We start from the raw sequence: 18,177 nt of genomic DNA, 5'->3' as shown, positions 1-18,177 counted from the left end.
ACGGGTTGAACACGAGCAATACCACGCGCCGGCCGCGCCTAGCGCCCCAGCAGCAGTGTCTGCTCCACGAAGACCTTGTCGGCCACCGCCTCGACGCCAGCCTCCATCACGCGGGCGAGGTCGGGGGCAACGGGCGTGCCCTCGGCGTCGGTGAGCTCGACGGTGGGCGTCGAGAGGGGCGCGGTTCCGTCGAAGCGCTGGGCAAGCGCGTCCTCGAGCGAGCCCGCCAGCGCGTCATAGGTGGCCGCCACGTTGACCCCGCGGTCGACGCAAACCTGGTACAGGTCACGAATCTGCGAGATCGAGAACACGCGCTTGAACGAGCACACGAAGATGAGGGCCGCCACGTGGCGGCGCGTGTAGCGGCGGCGCTGCGGCGCGGGCACGACGCGCTGCTTCACGTAGTTGTTGACCATCGAGCCGGTGAGCAGCTCCTCGCCGGGAAGGGCCATGAACGACAGGCTCTGCGACACGAGCGCAAGCACCTGGTCGAGGTAGAGCTCGATGCGGGGCATCTCGTCAATGCGCATGATGTGGGCGCAGGCCATGCGACGCGCCAGCTCGCGTGCCTCGTCATCGTCGAGCGTCATGGGCCACCCTCCCCTCGCGTGTCCGCCACGCCCGACCTTCTCGGCCGCGGCGTCGCCGGCACCTGCACGCCGGCGTTCTTCTCGTCCACGCTAGTTTACACATTATGAAAAGCAGCACATCTAGTTTTAAATACTAGATGTGCTAATCCTCCATATTCATAGGCTATACTGCCGCTCATGAGTTAACGGCACGACCGCGGAACGCCAGCGAGGAGAGACCATGAACGACCAGCGCATCGCCGTCCTCACGGACACGGGCACCAACACCCCCGCAGACTTCTGCGAGGCCCATGACGTGCGCGACATCCCCCTGGTGGTGAACTACGCGGACGGCTCGTACCGCTCGGGCGTCGACATCACCACCGACGAGGTCATCGACCGCTTCGCCACCGAGATTCCCACCACGAGCCTGCCGAGCCCCGCAGACATCCAGGCCGCCCTCGAGGCCGCACGCACCGACGGCTACGAGCGCGCCGTGCTCGTGACGATCAGCTCGGGGCTCTCGGCCACCTGCCAGACCGCCGAGCTCGTCGCCAGGCAGATGGAGGGCTTCCCCGTCACCGTGGTCGACACCAAGAGCATCGGCGTCGCCGCGGGCCTCGTGGTCATGGCCGCGGTCGAGATGATCGAGGCGGGCGTTCCCTTCGAGGAGCTGGGACCTAGGCTCGCAGACCTCTCCGAGCACACGCGCGTCTACTTCACGGTGCGCGAGCTCAAGTACCTGCGCCACGGCGGCCGCATCAACGAGGCGACGTATCGCCTGGGCAGCGCCCTCAACATCAAGCCCGTCTTTTACTGCGACGCCGAGGGCAAGTACGCCACGGTCAAGAAGGCCCGCGGCTGGGAGAAGGCCCTCGCCGCAGAGCTGGCGTTTGTCCAGGAGCAGGCCAAGCGCTACGAGCGCGTTGTCTGCGCCGTGTGCTGCACCAAGGCCGAGGACAGGCTCGACGAGCTCACGGCCAAGATCCGCGAGACCATCCCCAACGTCGTCGACGTGGTGCGCAGCGGCATCTCGCCCGACCTCATCGTCCACACCGGCGCGAGCCTCGTGGGCATGGCCGTCCAACCCTGCTGGCGCTAGCCCACCTGGGATACTACAGCCCGTAGCATTACATGTCCCAGCGCATGTGATGACATATTCTTCACCGCTGTAAACAGAACGCTACAGATGCGCCGACTGACCTGCGGGCCAGTCGGCGTTGCGTGCATAATGGAGCGATACCGTAGGCTCGACAGCTAAGGGGACACTGTGTCAATCACCGCAGAAGAGGTCACCGAGACACTCAACATGGTCACCGAGCAGCACCTCGACATCCGCACCATCACGATGGGCATCTCGCTCATGGGCTGCGCGGACGAGAACATGGACCGCATGTGCACCAAGGTCTACGACCACATCACCAAGACCGCCGAGAACCTCGTGCCCGTCGCCGAGAGCCTCGAGCGCGAGTACGGCATCCCCATCGTCAACAAGCGCGTCTCCGTGACGCCCATCGCCCAGATCGCCGCGGCCTGCCCCGACGCGGACCTCGTGCCGCTCGCCCACGCGCTCGACCGCGCCGCCGCCACGCTTGGCATCGACTACCTGGGCGGCTACTCCGCGCTCGTCCACAAGGGCATCGGCGACGCCGACCGCAGGCTCATCCGCTGCATCCCCGAGGCCCTGGCGAGCACGAGCCGCGTGTGCTCGAGCGTCAACGTCGCGAGTCTGCGCGCCGGCATCAACATGGACGCCGTGCTCATGGTGGCCCAGACGGTGCTCGACTGCGCCCGCCTCACCGCCGACCAGGACTCCATCGGCGCAAGCAAGTTCGTCGTCTTCTCCAACATGGTCGAGGACTCGCCCTTCATGGCCGGCGCCACGCACGGCTCGGGTGAGGCCGACGCCGTGATCAACGTGGGCGTCTCGGGCCCCGGCGTCATGGCCGCCGCCCTCGAGGAGCTGCCCGAGACGGCCAGCATGATGGAGGTCGCCGAGCGCATCAAGCAGACCGCGTTCAAGATCACGCGCGCCGGCGAGCTCATGAGCCGCGAGGCCGCGCGTCGCCTGGGCAAGGAGAAGGGCATCGTCGACCTGTCGCTGGCCCCCACCCCCGCCATCGGCGACTCCGTGGCCCGCATCCTCGAGATCATTGGCGTGGGCACCTGTGGCGGCCCCGGCACCACGTGCGCCCTGGCCATGCTCAACGACGCCGTCAAGAAGGGCGGCGTCATGGCGAGCTCCAGCGTGGGCGGCCTGTCGGGCGCCTTCATCCCGGTGTCCGAGGACGCAGGCATGATCGAGGCGGCCGAGGCGGGCGCCCTCTCGCTCGAGAAGCTCGAGGCCATGACCTGCGTGTGCTCGGTGGGCCTCGACATGATCGCGGTTCCCGGCGACACGCCCGTCGAGGCCATCGCCGGCATCATCGCCGACGAGATGGCCATCGGCGTCATCAACAACAAGACGACCGCCGTGCGCCTCATCCCGGCCATCGGCAAGTCCGAGGGAGACTCGGTGGAGTTTGGCGGCCTGTTTGGCCGCGCCCCGGTCATGCACGTGAACCCCAACGCGGGCCACGTCCTCGCCCACCGAGGCGGCCGCTTCCCGGCCCCGCTCAACTCGCTCAAGAACTAGCGCGGGCAACACCACCCGGTTTGGCGCCGGCCTCGCAAGGGGCCGGCCCCTTTTTGTGCGAGAAGGGCGAGAAGAACGAAGGCAAGCGGCGCGCCCATGCATATATGCATGGCATGATTATGTAAGGTAGTTTCTGGGAACAAGCTAGCCCATCGAGCGAGGAAGGGAGTGGGCGTGGGGCACGTGACGAGCGGGCACAGAGGCAGCAAGGCGCTGGTGGGAGCGTTTGTTGGCGGCACCTCCGTCGTGGCCGCGCTCGCAAGCCCCACCCCGGCGCTCGCCCTCGACCTCACCACGCCCCAGCTCGCCACCCAAGACGGCTCCCCCTCCTTTGCGCAGGGGCTGCTCACCTGCGCGCCCCTCGTCCGCGAGCAGCCGAGCCGTGTCGACGTGAGCGGCGCCACCGCCAACGCCTCCCAGCTCAGACCCCTCGACGAGGCCATCGGCGCCATCGAGGGGCAGGGCCACCAGGTGGGCTTCGTAATGGTCGACCTTGGCAGTGGGGCCACCGTGAGCTACCACGCGGACGACGCGTTCTACTCGGCAAGCTCCATCAAGGGACCCTACGTCGTGTCGGTCGTGCAGAACGTGCTGGGAGACGGCGCCCCCGCAGACGGGCGCATCGACGCGATTCTGCGCTACTCGGACAACGACGCCTACGCCTCGTTTCGCTCGAGCTACACCGACGCGCCCATGCACGCCCTCGTCGACGCCTCGGGCGCCGAGCTGATGGCGAACTCGGGCATAACCGAGGTGGTGGAGGCCTCGGCCGCGCCCGCGCGCGAGGGCGGCATCGCCGACAACTTCTACGAGTTCGTAACGCCGCGCCAGCTCGCAGCACTCTGGCAGCAGTGCCACGCCTACCTTGCCTCGGACGAGCCGGGCGCCGCGTGGCTCGCGGACGAGCTCACGCACCCCGAGGTCTCGTCGCTTCGGCACGTGGGCTGCGCCTGGGGCACCACCTGGTCAAAGGCCGGCTGGTACCCAGACGACGACGCGGCCTTCTCAACCACCGTCGACGCCGGTGTGGCGCGCACGGCCACGGGAGACGTGGCCATAGCGGTCATGACCACCGCGCCCGAGGACTTCTCGGTCACCGCGAGCGTCATCGCCCCGCTGCTGGTCCTCCATGCAGAAATGGCGGAGTAGCGCAGCCGCGCCACCCCGCCATCCTGGGACAATTGAGCCCGTAGCCTTATCGTCCCAAACCGCAGGAAAAGCGGGACAGTAAAGCTACGGGCGGTTCTGTCCCAAAGCCCTAGAACTCACCCACGAAGCGCACCTCGGGCTCGAGCTCCACGTCAAACTGGCGCTTGACCTCGGCGCGGACGTGGTCGATCACGGCGCGCACGTCTGCCGCCGTGGCGCCGCCTACGTTCACGACGAAGCCCGCGTGCTTGGTCGAGACGGCGGCACCGCCCACCTGATAGCCCTTGAGCCCGGCATCGGTGATGAGCTTGCCGGCGAAGTGGCCCTCGGGGCGCTTGAACGTGGAGCCGGCGCTCGGCAGCTCGAGCGGCTGCTTGCTCTCGCGCGCGCAGGTGAGCTCCTCGACGCGCATGGCGATCGCCGCCGGGTCGCCCGGGTCGAGCGCGAAGGTGGCCGAGAGCACGACGAGCCCCTCGGTGCGCACGCGGCTCGTGCGGTATCCCATCTCGAGGTCCGCCGCCGCAATCTCCTCCACGAAGCCGCTCGGCATGAGGCAGCGCACACTCTCGAGGACGTCGGCGCAGCAACCGTCGTAGGCGCCCGCGTTCATGAAGACCGCGCCGCCCACGCTGCCGGGGATGCCGCAGGCAAACTCCAGGCCCGTGAGGCCCAGCGAGGCCGCGAGGGCCGAGGCGTCGGCGATGGCCGCGCCCGCCTGGCACACGAGCTGGCAGCGCTCGCGGGGATCTCCCAGCATGAGGATGTCGTCGAGGGCGCCCGCGCAGTCGACCATGACGCCGCGGTAGCCGCCGTCGCCCACGAGCAGGTCGCTGCCCAGGCCCAGCAGGAAGTACTCGACGCCCGTGTCGCGGCAGGCACGCACAACGCGCACGAGCTCGTCCTCGCTCGCGGGCGAGACGAACAGGTCTGCGGGACCGCCCACCTTGAAGGTGGTGTGGGCGCTCATGGGCTCATCGCGGCGCACGCCATCCTCGCCCACGACAGCCACGAGCGCGCCGGCGAGTGCCTCGAGCTTCTCGGTATCCATTGGCATGGGAACTCCTTGGGTGCATGCGGGCACGCATCGACGCGTATTGGCCCGCCTCGTTCTTGTCGTCCAAATCGTAGCGTACCCGCCCGCGCGCCCATTGACACCACACATACGCATGGTTAGCCTATGGGCTGTCAGTTTCAGGGCGGGGTGAGATTCCCCACTGGCGGTAACCGCAGGAGATGCGGAAGCCCGCAACCCGCGAATACGCGGCCGACCCGGTGAGAGTCCGGGGCCAACGGTACAGTCCGGATGGAAGAAACGGAGGGCCACCATGGCCAATTCTGTGCACTCGTCTACCCACGCAACCACCGGCACCACCTCGGGCGGCTGGTCTACTCAGCGCATCGCCATCTGCGCGTTGTTCGTTGCCGTGTCGATGATCGCAAGCTACATCGAGATTCCCGTGCCGCCCGTCGCGTGGCTCAAGTACGACCCGTCGGGCGCCGTCTGCCTCATCGCCGGCCTCGCGTTTGGCCCGCTTACCGGCGCGCTCGTCTCGGTGCTGTCCTGGATGCCCCACGTCCTCATGAACCCGTGGGGCGGCCTCATGGGCATCCTCTGCACGCTCGCGCTCGTGCTTCCCGCCTCGGCCATCTACGCCAAGAGGCACACGCGCGCCGGCGCCATCGCCGGCATGGTCGTCGCCGGCGTCACCGTACTGGTCGTGGCCTGCGTCGCCAACATCATCGTGACGCCGCTCTACACCCCGTCGATGACCGCCGCCGACGTCATTCCGCTGCTCGTGCCCGCGCTCATCCCCTTCAACGTGGTGAAGCTCGTGCTCAACTGCGCCGTCACGGCCATCGCCTACAAGCCCGTCTCCAAGCTCATCGCCCGCTAGGAGCGGCCGGTGGCAGCAAGCCAGAACATACGCGCACGCCTTACGCGCGCACGCCTCTCCTACGACGGGCGCGCCACCTGGGCGCTCGACGGCGTCTCCCTCGAGGTGCGCGCCGGCGAGCGTCTCTGCGTGCTGGGCGCGAACGGCTCGGGCAAGTCGACGCTCGCGCAGCTGCTCGCGGGCCTCGAGGCGCCCGACGAAGGCATCGTTGAGCTCTGCGGCCGCGTTACCTTCGACGGAACGCGCGTGGACGCGGACGCCTACCGCAAGGCGCGCCATCACACGGGCCTCGTGTTCCAGAACCCCGAGGACCAGATTGTCACGAGCGTCGTTGCAGACGACGTGGCCTTTGGCCCCGAGAACCTGGGCGTCGACCCCGCCGACATGCGCCGACGCGTTGAGGACGAGCTGGCGCGCGTGGCGCTTGCATCCTATGCCCAGGCAGACCCCGCACGCCTCTCGGGCGGCCAGCAGCAGCGCGTTGCCATCGCAGGCGCCCTGGCCATGCATCCCGACATGCTCGTGCTCGACGAGCCGGGCGCCATGCTCGACGTGCGCGGCAGACGTGGCATCATGCGCGTGCTCGACCGCCTACAGGCCGCGGGCGCCACGCTCGTGCACGTGACCCACTTCATGGACGAGGCGCTCGCCGCAGACCGCGTCATCGTCATGAGGGCCGGCAAAATCGTCCTCGAGGGCACGCCGCGCGAGGTCTTCTCGCACGCAGACGAACTTGCGGACGCAGGCCTTGAGCTGCCGCTCGTTGCCGAGGTTGCCCACCAGCTGGGCGCGGGCGGCACCCCGTGTGCCCCGTGCGCCTCTTGTACTTTAAGCGCTCGCGAGCTCGCAGCCCAGACGGCCCCGGCCACGCACGCTTCCGCAGCCGGTGACGCCCCCGCCCCCAACAAGAGCCAGGCCGAGAAGAGCCTGGACGAGAAGGGCACCAACGAGAAGGGCAAGGCCGGCTCGTCCGCGCCCGCCCTCTTGATGCAAAACGTCTCGTTTGCCTACGACGGAGCCCCCGCGCTCGACGGTCTCTCGCTTGCCGTTGCCCCCGGCGAGCTCGTTGCCCTTACGGGCCACACGGGCTCGGGCAAGTCGACGCTCGCGCGCCTCGCCTGCGCGCTGGCGGCGCCCACCGCGGGTACGGTCGAGGTCTTTGGCGTGGACACGCAGGACCGTAGGCGCCGCCGCGAGCTGCGCGGCCTCGTGGGCTACGTGATGCAGCGCCCCGAGCGCCAGCTCTTTGCCGAGACGGTCTACGACGACGTCGCCTACGGCCCGCGCAACCTTGGCCTCTCAAAGGCCGAGGTAGACGAGCGCGTCGCCAGCCAGCTTGAGCTCCTGGGCATTGCCGGGAAGGCCGGCAGCTCGCCCTTCGAGCTCTCCGGCGGCCAGCAGCGCCTCGTGGCGCTCGCGGGCGTCCTTGCCATGGAGCCCAGGCTGCTCGTCCTCGACGAGCCCATGAGCGCGCTCGACCCGCGCGGCGCGAGCCTGCTGCGCGACATCGTGCGCACCCTCCACGAGGCGGGCCGCGCCATCGTCCTCATCACCCACTCGATGGACGACGCCGCCGAGCTTGCCGACCGCGTGGTTACCCTCGACCGCGGCCGCGTTGCCCTCTGCGGCACCCCGCGCGAGGTCTTCGCCCACGAGGCCGAGCTCCACGACCTCGGCCTTGGCCTGCCCGACGCGCTCGTCCTCGCCCACCAGCTCGAGGACGAGTGGGGCATCGCGCGCGCAACCCTGGGCGAGCCCCTCACGCGCACCGCCCTCGAGCGCTCACTGCGCATCCGCGGAGGCGAGGCCCCATGCTGAGCTCCCCCATCGGCCGCTACCGGCCCGGCACGTCCGCACTCCACCAGCTCGACGCCCGCGTGAAGTCGCTGTGCCTCGTGGTGCTGCTCGTCCTCATGTTTATCGTGACCACGCCCACGCAGCTTGCGCTGGCGGTGACCCTGTTCGCGGCCCTCGTTGCCCTGTCGGGCACAAGGCCCGCGACCGTTGCCGCGAGCGTGCGGCCCATCGTGCCGTTTGCCCTGCTCGTGGCCGTGTTCAACCTGTTCCTCACCCGCACCGGCACGCCCCTCGCGCAGCTGGGCCCCCTCACCATCACGAGCGACGGCCCCTGGGTGGCGCTGCTCTACGCCCTGCGCCTCGTCATGGCCGTGGGGATGGGCGCGCTGCTGCTCCTCACCACGACGCCCACCGCCATCACCGACGCACTCGAGTCGCTGTTGTCGCCCCTGGGAAGGCTGGGCCTCCCCGCCCACGAGATCGCGATGATCTTCTCGCTCGCCCTGCGCTTCGTACCCGTTATCGCCGACGAGGTGACCTCGGTGCGCGACGCCCAGGTGGCCCGCGGCGCAACCTTTGACGAGGGCGGCCTCGCGAACCGCGTGCGCGCCCTCTCGAGCGTGCTCGTTCCCGTGCTCGCGGGCGCCATCCGCCACGCCGACAACCTCTCGCGCGCCCTCGACGCCCGCTGCTACGAGGGGGGCCGGGGCCGCACCCGCTACCACGAGCAGCGCGTCACGGGCCTCGACCTCGCCTTTGTCGCCGCATGCGCGCTGTGGGCAGCCGTCCTTCTGGCGCTTGGCTTCTTGGGGATTTAGACCACTCGTCCACCATTTCTTCTCGCGCGGCAGGCGATGGGCTATGCTGTTCAGATACGATTCACGACGCTCAACCACAGGCAAACGCACTCAAATTGGAGCAGACATGTCGCGAAGCATCCAGCGCCCCAACCGGGACGCTTCACCCTATGAACCCACCCTCATGACGCGCCGCGCGGCCCTCAAGGCCATGCTCGGCATCACCGCCGTCACGGCAGGCCTCGTCGCAAACCCGCTGCCGGCATTCGCGGCCAAGGCCTCCAAGGAGACGACGGACGCCCTCAACTCCGCGCAGGCCCAGCTCGACGAGGCACAGGCCAAACTCGACGCCATCTCGGCCGAGTACGTGGAGCTCAACGAGAAGCTCAACGACACGGTCAGCCAGATCGAGCAGGTCCAGGCAGACATCCAAGACAAACAGGACGAGATCGACGCCAAGCAGGCAGAGATCGCCGACAAGCAGGACCGCCTGAGCGCCCGCATCTCGAGCAACTACAAGACGGGCAACGCCGACCTGCTCTCCGTGCTGCTCAACTCGGGCAGCTTCGAGGAGCTCAGCAACAACCTCTACTATCTGGGCAAGATCAACGCCAGCGATGAGCAGCTCATCAGCGACGTCAAGCGCGCCAAGGCCGAGCTCGACGCACAGAAGGCCGAGCTCGAGCAGAAGCAGTCAGAGCTCGAACAGCTCAAGCAGCAGCAGACCGAGGAGCTCGCCGCCGTCCAGGCCAAGCAGGACGAGGCGTCCTCCATCGTCGACAACCTGAGCGACGACGTGCGCGACCTCATGGCCAAGCGCGACGCCGAGATCCTCGCCGCCGCCGAGGAGGAGCGCCGCCAGGCCGAGGCCGCCAAGGCCGCTGCCGCCGCAGCAGCCAACCGCAACAACGGCAGCTCGGGCGCCTCGGGCGTGACGGGCAGCCTGTCGGGCGCCAGCGCATCGGTCAAGGGCCAGGCCATCGTCAACGCCTGCTACCAGGTGGGCTCACCCGGCAGCGGCCTGTGCGCCATGTGGGTCTCGCAGGTCTACTCGCGCGCGGGCCTGGGCTACCCGGGCGGCAACGCCAACAACATGTACTGGAACTTCTGCACGAGCTCCAACAAGGCAGACCTGCAGCCTGGCATGATCATCGCCGTGAGCACCTGGACCGGCACCGCGGCCGGCAGGGTCTACGGACATGTGGGCATCTACATCGGCGGCGGCATGGTCATGCACAACGTGGGTTCCATCCAGACGATGAGCGTCGACGCCTGGATTGGCACCTACGGCACCACGGTGACCCCGCGCTGGGGCTGGGCCGCCTAGCTCGCACAATCAGCGCCCGTTTGATCGCCGCCTTGTGACCCCTCGTCACAAGGCGGCTTTCTATTACAAGCAGCCCGCCCACACCCATGCTCCACAGGCGCCGCAGCTGGCGCGATATACTTAAAAGTTGGACAAAGGCGCACGTGCGCCCAAGCCTCGCAACAACAAACGATCGCCACAGGCGAAAGGATCCCCATGAGCGAAGCAATCAAGCCCCAGGACACCTGCGTGCTCGTCACCGGCGGCGCCGGGTTCATCGGCTCGCACACCGTCATCGAGCTGCTGCAGAGCGGCTACGAGGTCGTCGTGGTCGACGACCTCTCCAACGCCAGCGCCATCGCGCTCGACCGCGTGCGCCAGATTGTGGGCGACGAGGCCGCCCAGCGCCTCACGTTCTACGAGGACAACGTGCTCGACCGCGACGCGATGAACCGCATCTTCGACCAACACGACATCGACCGCGTCATCCACTTCGCTGGTTTCAAGGCCGTGGGCGAGTCTGTCACCAAGCCCATCGAGTACTACCACAACAACATCGAGAACACGCTCGTACTCGTTGACGTCATGCGCAACCACGGCTGCAAGTCGATCATCTTCTCGAGCTCCAGCACCGTCTACGGCGACCCCGACAGCCTCCCCCTCACCGAGGAGAGCCCCAAGAAGCCGGCCACCAACCCCTACGGCTGGACCAAGTGGATGATCGAGCAGATCCTCACCGACCTCCACACCGCCGACCCCGAGTGGAACGTCGTGCTGCTGCGCTACTTCAACCCCATCGGCGCGCACCCCTCCGGACTCATCGGTGAGGACCCCAAGGGCATCCCCAACAACCTCGTACCCTACGTGGCGCAGGTCGCCGTGGGCAAGCTCGCCGCCGTCCAGGTGTACGGCAATGACTATCCCACGCCCGATGGCACCGGCGTGCGCGACTACATCCACGTCGTCGACCTGGCCCGCGGCCACGTCGCGGCCCTCAACTGGATGAACGGCCGCGAGGGCGTCGAGGTCTTCAACCTCGGCACCGGCAAGGGCAGCTCGGTCCTCGAGGTCGTCGCCGCCTTCTCCAAGGCCTGCGGCAAGGAGCTCCCCTACGTCATCCGCGAGCGCCGCGGTGGCGACATCGCCGCTAACTGGTGCGACGCGAGCAAGGCCGAGAGGATGCTTGGCTGGAAGGCCCAGTACGACATCAATGACATGTGCCGCGACTCCTGGAACTGGCAGAGCCACAACCCCAACGGCTTCGAGGAGTAGCGCGTGAGCAGCTTCGTCGATTACCTGCGCGCCCGCCTGCCCCTGGTGAACGAGCGCCTCGCCGCCGCTTCGGCACGGCCGCTCACCAGCGAGGGCGTCGCCGTAGACCTCGAGCGCTACCTCTACGAGCCCCTCGCCCACTTCACGGCCGAGGGCGGCAAGCGCGTGCGCCCCGTCTTGTGCCTCATGGGTGCCGAGGCCGCGGGCGGCAACGCCGAGGTGGCGCTGGCCCCTGCCGTTGCCATCGAGCTCTTCCAGAGCGCGGCGCTCATCCACGATGACATCGCCGACGCCAGCGAGCTGCGCCGCGGCGAGCCCTGCCTCTACAAGACGCAGGGCGTGGGTGTGGCCACCAACATGGGCGACCTCGCGCTCGTGCAGGTCATCGACGTGGTGCTGCAGGACGCCGCCCTTCCCGAGGAGCGCAAGCCCGAGGTGCTGCGCCGCCTGGTCGAGATGGAGCTCCACACCCTCGAGGGCCAGGCGCTCGACCTGGGCTGGGCCCGCGACGAGCGCTGGGACGTCACCACTGACGACTACGTCTACATGGTGACGAGCAAGACGGCCTGGTACTCGGCGGCCTCGCCGCTGCTCATCGGCGCCGCTGCCGCGGGCGCGGGTGACGCGCTCAGGGAGGGCCTGCGCAGGGTGGGCCTGCACGCGGGAATCGCCTTCCAGCTGCAGGACGATTTGCTGAACCTCGTGGGAGACGCCGAGGCCCAGGGCAAGGACTTCCGCAGCGACATCACCGAGGGCAAGCGCACGCTCGCCGTGGTGCATGCCCTCGAGAACCTTGGCGCAGCCGAGAGGGACGAGCTCGTGGGCATCCTGGGCAGCCAGGCCACCGAGGCCGCCACGCTCGCCCGGGCCGTGGAGCTCATCGAGCTTGGCGGCGGCATCGAGTGCTGCCGTGACCTTGCCGCAAGCGAGGTGGCACAGGCCGAGGGGCTCGCCCATGGGCTCGAGCAGGACGGTCTCATCTCGGCAGATGCCTGCGAGCTGCTATGCTCAATGGCGCAGTTCTTTGTAAATCGCGCAAGCTAGCCAGCCGGCAGCTTGCTTGGCCGCCGCGCTTGCTCGGGGCGACTAGTCAAGGAGTACACGATGGATCCGATTCGTGAGAGTATGACGGGCGCCGTAGTCGAGGACGTGCAGGAGCGCCTTGCCTCGCTGGGCTTTGACATCGACGAGGGCGAGCGCAAGACCTCGACGTTTGGCAGCTCCACCGCCAACGCCGTGGCGCGCTTCCGCCTTGGCCAGAACCTGCCGCTCTCCAGCGAGGTCGACGCGACCTGCTGGTCTGCGCTCGTCGACGAGTGCTACCAGATGGGCGACCGCACGCTCTACCTGCGCCTCCCCAACTTCCACGGCAACGACGTGCGATGCCTGCAGAACGCCCTCAACGTGCTGGGCTTCTCCTGCGGCGAGGCGGACGGCTACTACGGCCCCCACACCGAGGGCGCCGTGAAGATGTTCCAGGAGAACGTGGGCATGCTCGCAGACGGTATCGCCTTCTCCGACACCTTCGACGCCCTCGAGCGCCTGCGCCACGTCTGGGCCGGCAAGCCCGCCAACGGCCCGCACCCGCAGAGCGGCATGGGCTTTGCCCGCGCCGCGCTCGTGCTCGACGAGGTGCACATCGCCCTCACGGCCGAGGACCCCATCGCCCGCAACGTGGCCGGCCGCATCTGGAACATCGCCAGCGCCACCTCGCAGAACACCGGTCTGCACCTGGTCGAGAGCATTGACGCGACCACACCCGCCGACAACGCCGTGCTCGTGCTGGCCTCCACGCCGCGCCCCGCCGTCTCCAACGTCTCCAACGTCACGATGACCGAGGGCGAGGACCTGGCCCTGCGCCTGCGCACGGCCCTCGAGAGCGCCCGCCGCAAGCCGCCCGTGATTCGCGTGGAGCTGCCCGGCGGCTCCTACGACGGCACGTTCACGCTCAACGACTCGCAGATGCTGGCCGTCTCGCTCATCGACGCCCTCTGCGCCGCCCTGGGCTAGACGCCAAGAAGAAGCAACGACAAGGGAGGCTGCCATCCACTCGGATGACAGCCTCCCTCTTTCTTGGGACAAATTAGCCCGGAGCTATCTTGTCCCACTTTTCCTACGGTTTGGGACGATATAGCTCCGGGCTAATTTGTCCCACCGCCAACGTACGTGCCAAACAAAAAACGGGGCGGCCGCTCGATGCAGCCGCCCCGTTCCACGCAACTAGTTGCCCGCGGCGGCAAGGCCCGCGTCGGAGCCGCCAGAGGCGCCGCGGCCACTGCCGCCCGTAGGGGCGCTCCACGTGCCCATGGCGGCCGGCAGGTCCATGTGCTCGCGCTCGGTGCGCTCGGGAATGGCGCCCGCACCCTTGGAGAAGGTGAGCTTGCCGTCTTCGCCCACATCGACCAGCACGATGTCGCCGGCGCCCCAGCCCTGGGCCAGCAGCTGCTCGGCCAGCGGGTCTTCGATGAGGGTCTGGATGGCACGACGCAGCGGCCTCGCGCCATAGATTGGGTCGGTTCCCTCCTTGGCAAGCACGTCCTTCGCGGCGTCGGTAAGCTCGATGGACATGCCCTGGCCAATGAGGCGGTTGCGCAGCTCGGCCACCATGAGGTCGACGATGCCGCGAATCTGCTCGCTCGAGAGAGACTTGAAGACCACGATCTCGTCAACGCGGTTGAGGAACTCGGGACGGAACAGCTTCTTGAGCTCGCCCATTGCGCGGCTCTTGATCTCCGCGTCGGAGAGCTTGCCCGCGCTCGTGCCAAAGCCCATGCCGCCCGGCTTGGCGATCTCGCGCGCGCCCACGTTGCTCGTCATGATGATGACGGTGTTCGAGAAGTCCACCTTGCGACCCTGGCCGTCGGTGAGCCTACCCTCGTCCAGAATCTGGAGGAGGATGTTGAAGACATCGGGGTGGGCCTTCTCGATCTCGTCGAACAGCACCACGGAATAGGGCCTGCGGCGCACGGCCTTGGTGAGCTCGCCGCCCTCGTCGTAGCCCACGTATCCCGGAGGGGCACCCACGAGCTTGCTTACGGCGAACTTCTCCATGAACTCGCTCATGTCAAAGGTGATGAGCGCGTCCTGCGAGCCAAAGAGGAACTCGGCGAGCGACTTGGCGAGCTCGGTCTTGCCCACGCCCGAGGGACCCAGGAAGATGAACGAGCCGCCGGGGCGACGCGGGTCCTTGAGCGGCGAGCGGCTGCGGCGGATGGCGCGGGCCACGCCGCTCACGGCCTCGTCCTGGCCAATGACGCGCTGGTGGAGAACCTCCTCGCAGCGCAGCAGCTTGGATGCCTCGGCCTCGGTGAGGTTCGAGACAGGCACGCCCGTGATCGAGGAGACCACGTCTGCGATGGCGGCCTCGTCGACCGTCACGACGTTGCCCTCCATCTGCTTGCGCCAGGTTTTCTCGAGCTCGTCACGCTGGGCCTCGAGCTGCTTCTCCTGGTCGCGCAGGCGGGCGGCCTGCTCGAACTCCTGGGCGCTCACGGTGTCGCGCTTTTCGGCACGCACGCGCTTGAGCTCCTCGTCGACCTGGGCAATCTCGGGCGGCAGCACCATCTTGTGCACGCGCGTGCGGGCACCAGCCTCGTCGATGACGTCGATGGCCTTGTCGGGCAGGAAGCGGTCCTGGATGTAGCGGTCAGACAGGGTCACGGCCGCCTGCAGCGCCTCGGGCGTGTAGCGCACGTGGTGGTGCTGCTCGTAGGCGGGCTCGAGGCCCTGGATGATCTTGAGGGTGTCCTCGCAGCTGGGCTCGGCGATGTTCACCGGCTGGAAGCGGCGCTCGAGCGCGGAGTCCTTCTCGATGTGCTTGCGGTACTCCTCGGCCGTCGTGGCGCCGATGACCTGGATCTCGCCGCGCGAGAGGGGCGGCTTGAGGATGCTCGCGGCGTCGATGGAGCCCTCGGCCGAGCCGGCGCCGATGATCGTGTGCATCTCGTCGATGAACAGGATGACGTTGCCGTCCTTCTCGACCTCGGCGATGACCTTCTTGAGGCGGTCCTCGAACTCGCCGCGGTACTTGGAGCCAGCGACGAGCGCAGAGACGTCAAGCGTCCAGATCTGCTTGCCACGCAGCATGTCGGGCACCGTGCCGGCAGCCACGAGCTGGGCAAGGCCCTCGACGATGGCCGTCTTGCCCACGCCCGGGTCGCCCAGGATGAGCGGGTTGTTCTTCTGACGGCGCGCCAGGACCTGCATCACTCGCTCGACCTCGCGGTCGCGGCCAATGACGGGGTCGAGCTTGCCGTCGGCGGCAAGAGCCGTGAGGTTCTTGCCGTACTGCTCGAGCATCGAGGCGTCGTCGCTATTGGCGGCGCTGGAGCGCGCGGGACCCACGGACACGCCGTCGGGGCCAATGCGCACCTCCTGGACCTGCGGCGGATTGTCCTTGGGCGCGTTCTGGTCGATGAGCTCGGTCACAGCGTTGCGCACCGCGTCGCCCGAGACGCCCATGCGCGCAAGCGCCTCCATGGCCACGCCGTTGCCCTCGCGCACGATGCCCAGCAGCAGGTGCTCGGTGGAGATGTAGGTGGCGCCGCGGCTCATCGTCTCGCGATAGGCACCCTCGAGCACGCGCTTGGCGCGCGGCGTGAACGGGATGTGGCCGCCCGGCACGGGCTCGCTCGAGCGCTCCGTGACCTTCTGGACCGTCTCGACCGTCTCGTCATAGGTGATGTCGAGGTTCGAGAGGGCTTGGGCGGCAATGCCCTCGCCCTCCTTGATGAGGGCCAGCAGCAGGTGCTCGGTGCCCACGTACATCTGGCCGAGCGTGCGCGCCTCGTCCTGGGCGAGGCTCATGACCTTGCGCGCCTTGTCTGTGAACTTGTCGAACATGCGAAGGTTCCCCCTCGGTCGTTCCATCAAAATCAAGGTGCCCGTGCGACCACCTGGCGGCACGGGCACTCTGTAAGCTTATACCCTCGCGAGAGGTAGGTGATACCTCGTCACTTATGAAGCTATATCCCTTAGCACTCGGTACGAGGCATGGGTATCTGGATAGTTTCTCCAGTTGACGCCCATAGTGTCCAACTGGCCCTCAGCGATTTTGTCTCGTTTGCCATGTGGCGCAAATCGGACTCGCTTACGACGTATGCCTCCAGCGAGGGTCCGTGAGCGTTCGAGCGGCACCGAGGCCCACCGGGAGAAACGCAACGATGAGCACGGCGCGAACGAACCAACTCAACATGTTGGCCGTATCGAAGACACACATGTAGTACATGGCACGGTAGAGGTATAGTCCCGGAACCATGATGACAATTGACGGAACCGTTAGGGCAATCCTCGGATACGTGAACTTGAGCTCGGCCACACTCGCGAGCAACCCCGAGACAAGCGCTCCAATGAGCGCAGCCGCCTCGGGAGGGACGCCACCAGCCAGCCCAAGCGCCGGAATCAGAGCGTTGAGATCGACGAGCGAGAGCCTCAGCGTGTTCGAGACCGCGCCAATGCAACCCGCCGCCGCAGCCATCTGCACGGGACTGTTGAACATGATCGAGAAGCCAAATACGCCAACGAAGCTCATAAAAGCGCGCAGCGCCGTCAGCTGCAGCGCGCCGAGCCCCTGAGGCGCAAAGTCATCCGGAGAGAGTCCCACGCACTCGGCGACCACCCATCCCACGAGCGTCGCCACCACCACGATTGACACCGCATACGTAAGCCGTTCGATGCCGCTTCTCATGTCGAGCTTTGAGATGTCGAGCCCGGCCGTGATGAGGGGAAATCCGGGAATCACGAACAGCATGGCACCGATATAGCCCTCCTCGTGCGCAAGAGCCATGGGATCAAAGCACGAGAGTCCGAGCAACGCCAACAGATAGCAGACGCACGCCACGGCAACGCCCATCGCAAGCGCACTGAACTGCCCGATCCTTCTCGAGAGCATCGTGGAACGCACGAAGTTGCCGATTCCGGCGCCTACGAACGCGCCGAGCATCTCGATCGGACCGCCACCAAGGAGAAATACGAAGGCACCGCATGCGGCACCGGCAGCAAGCCCCTGCTGAACGGGACGATAGTCTGGCCTCGTCCCCTCAACGGTCGCAAGCATCTCGTGGTACTCGTGCACCGTGAAGTTTCTGCCATACGTCTCAATCTCGCGCAGGAAGTTCTCCATCATCCAGATGCGGTGCGTGTTCACTCCCGTTGTGGGCAAGCTTACGACCTCGTTGAAAATATGATGTCCCTCGATGCACGTGCATTCGAACGACAGCAGGCTCAGGTCCACGTGAATGGTGACGCCAAGGACACTCGCCACGCGATCCATCGTGTCGCGCACGCGCCAGGCGCCCGTTCCGCTCGCGAGCATGAGCATGCCAGTGCGGCAAATGATCGTGGACTTGTCAGCAAGTGGAGCGGAGATGGCGGGAGAGTCTCCCTCGGTCACGACATCGTGCCAGACGGTCTTCATGTGCAGCGCGTTTGCTCGCATGCCGTGATGGTGAAACAACGCGTGACTCAAGGCGTCGGGAGCCAGAGCAGACTCCGGCCTGGATGTGCCAAGACATCCGTCCTCGTCTTCGTCCTCGACAAGATCGAAGTCCTCGATGGGCTCGACCACTCGATGGCCTGGCTCGTCATCGACGTCATCCTCATCTTGCTCGTCAAAGAAGTTGAGGCCCTCCAGGACCTCCTCGCGCTCGCCGTCATCATCGGCAGCATGCTGACCGAAAGCCTGCATCCATGCCTCCCGTCTGGGGTGGCTCGATTGCCCCCCGCACCGGTCACATTCCGCGGCCATATTAGAGCTACG

General features: G+C 67.2%; 14 protein-coding genes and 1 riboswitch. Of the genes, 10 read left to right on the top strand and 4 right to left on the bottom strand.

Going from position 1 to position 18,177, the window contains the following annotated elements; all coding sequences use genetic code 11:
• Window positions 1-38: 38 nt before the first annotated feature.
• Window positions 39-590 (bottom strand): DUF1836 domain-containing protein, encoded by a 552-nt coding sequence (locus Q3866_RS04000; RefSeq protein ID WP_301829787.1) that lies wholly within the window; start codon window positions 588-590, stop codon window positions 39-41.
• Between the two features lie 220 nt (window positions 591-810).
• On the opposite strand from Q3866_RS04000, the gene Q3866_RS03995 reads away from it, so the two are divergent.
• The 3 genes from Q3866_RS03995 to Q3866_RS03985 all read left to right on the top strand — a co-directional run bounded on the left by Q3866_RS03995 (window position 811) and on the right by Q3866_RS03985 (window position 4,353).
• Complete coding sequence (locus tag Q3866_RS03995) at window positions 811-1,671, top strand: DegV family protein (RefSeq protein ID WP_301829786.1); 861 nt, start codon at window positions 811-813, stop codon at window positions 1,669-1,671.
• Between the two features lie 168 nt (window positions 1,672-1,839).
• Window positions 1,840-3,204: a PFL family protein gene (locus Q3866_RS03990; RefSeq protein WP_293826250.1), complete on the top strand. Its 1,365-nt coding sequence runs from the start codon at window positions 1,840-1,842 to the stop codon at window positions 3,202-3,204.
• Window positions 3,205-3,420: 216 nt separating this feature from the next.
• On the top strand, window positions 3,421-4,353 hold the full coding sequence (locus tag Q3866_RS03985; protein WP_301829785.1) for a hypothetical protein: 933 nt from the start codon (window positions 3,421-3,423) through the stop codon (window positions 4,351-4,353).
• Window positions 4,354-4,462: 109 nt separating this feature from the next.
• Here the strand turns inward: Q3866_RS03985 and murB are convergent, their stop codons facing one another.
• Entirely contained in the window at window positions 4,463-5,407 is a 945-nt protein-coding gene (gene murB / locus Q3866_RS03980) for a UDP-N-acetylmuramate dehydrogenase (RefSeq protein ID WP_301829784.1), read from the bottom strand.
• A 129-nt stretch (window positions 5,408-5,536) separates the two neighbouring features.
• A riboswitch (FMN riboswitch) is annotated at window positions 5,537-5,672 on the top strand.
• A gap of 6 nt (window positions 5,673-5,678) precedes the next feature.
• On the opposite strand from murB, the gene Q3866_RS03975 reads away from it, so the two are divergent.
• The 7 genes from Q3866_RS03975 to Q3866_RS03945 all read left to right on the top strand — a co-directional run bounded on the left by Q3866_RS03975 (window position 5,679) and on the right by Q3866_RS03945 (window position 13,430).
• Window positions 5,679-6,248 (top strand): ECF transporter S component, encoded by a 570-nt coding sequence (locus Q3866_RS03975; protein ID WP_293826242.1) that lies wholly within the window; start codon window positions 5,679-5,681, stop codon window positions 6,246-6,248.
• 9 nt (window positions 6,249-6,257) lie between these two features.
• A complete protein-coding gene (locus tag Q3866_RS03970) occupies window positions 6,258-8,066 on the top strand; it encodes an ABC transporter ATP-binding protein (RefSeq protein WP_301829783.1) in 1,809 nt (602 codons plus the stop codon).
• Window positions 8,060-8,863, top strand: a complete 804-nt coding sequence (locus tag Q3866_RS03965; protein WP_301829782.1) for an energy-coupling factor transporter transmembrane protein EcfT — start codon at window positions 8,060-8,062, stop codon at window positions 8,861-8,863. The genes Q3866_RS03970 and Q3866_RS03965 overlap by 7 nt, the downstream gene beginning before the upstream one ends.
• 106 nt (window positions 8,864-8,969) lie before the next feature.
• Window positions 8,970-10,169 carry a CHAP domain-containing protein gene (locus Q3866_RS03960; protein ID WP_301829781.1) on the top strand — a complete coding sequence of 400 codons (1,200 nt, stop codon included), beginning with the start codon at window positions 8,970-8,972 and terminating at the stop codon, window positions 10,167-10,169.
• 195 nt (window positions 10,170-10,364) lie between these two features.
• Window positions 10,365-11,420 (top strand): UDP-glucose 4-epimerase GalE, encoded by a 1,056-nt coding sequence (galE, locus tag Q3866_RS03955; RefSeq protein ID WP_293673293.1) that lies wholly within the window; start codon window positions 10,365-10,367, stop codon window positions 11,418-11,420.
• 3 nt (window positions 11,421-11,423) lie between these two features.
• Entirely contained in the window at window positions 11,424-12,464 is a 1,041-nt protein-coding gene (locus Q3866_RS03950; protein ID WP_301829780.1) for a polyprenyl synthetase family protein, read from the top strand.
• 60 nt (window positions 12,465-12,524) lie between these two features.
• Window positions 12,525-13,430, top strand: coding sequence for a peptidoglycan-binding protein (locus Q3866_RS03945; RefSeq protein ID WP_301829779.1), 906 nt, complete (start codon window positions 12,525-12,527; stop codon window positions 13,428-13,430).
• A gap of 210 nt (window positions 13,431-13,640) precedes the next feature.
• Here Q3866_RS03945 and Q3866_RS03940 read toward each other — a convergent pair whose 3' ends face one another.
• Together Q3866_RS03940 and Q3866_RS03935 are read right to left on the bottom strand one after the other, a co-directional pair.
• Complete coding sequence (locus Q3866_RS03940) at window positions 13,641-16,262, bottom strand: ATP-dependent Clp protease ATP-binding subunit (RefSeq protein ID WP_301829777.1); 2,622 nt, start codon at window positions 16,260-16,262, stop codon at window positions 13,641-13,643.
• Between the two features lie 247 nt (window positions 16,263-16,509).
• Complete coding sequence (locus Q3866_RS03935; RefSeq protein ID WP_301829775.1) at window positions 16,510-18,105, bottom strand: threonine/serine exporter ThrE family protein; 1,596 nt, start codon at window positions 18,103-18,105, stop codon at window positions 16,510-16,512.
• Window positions 18,106-18,177: the final 72 nt, after the last annotated feature.

Source organism: uncultured Parolsenella sp. (assembly GCF_958346945.1).
In the GTDB taxonomy this organism is placed as follows: Bacteria; Actinomycetota; Coriobacteriia; order Coriobacteriales; family Atopobiaceae; genus Parolsenella.
Note: the sequence above shows the minus strand (reverse complement) of the source record. Positions and strands in the feature narration are given on the sequence as shown.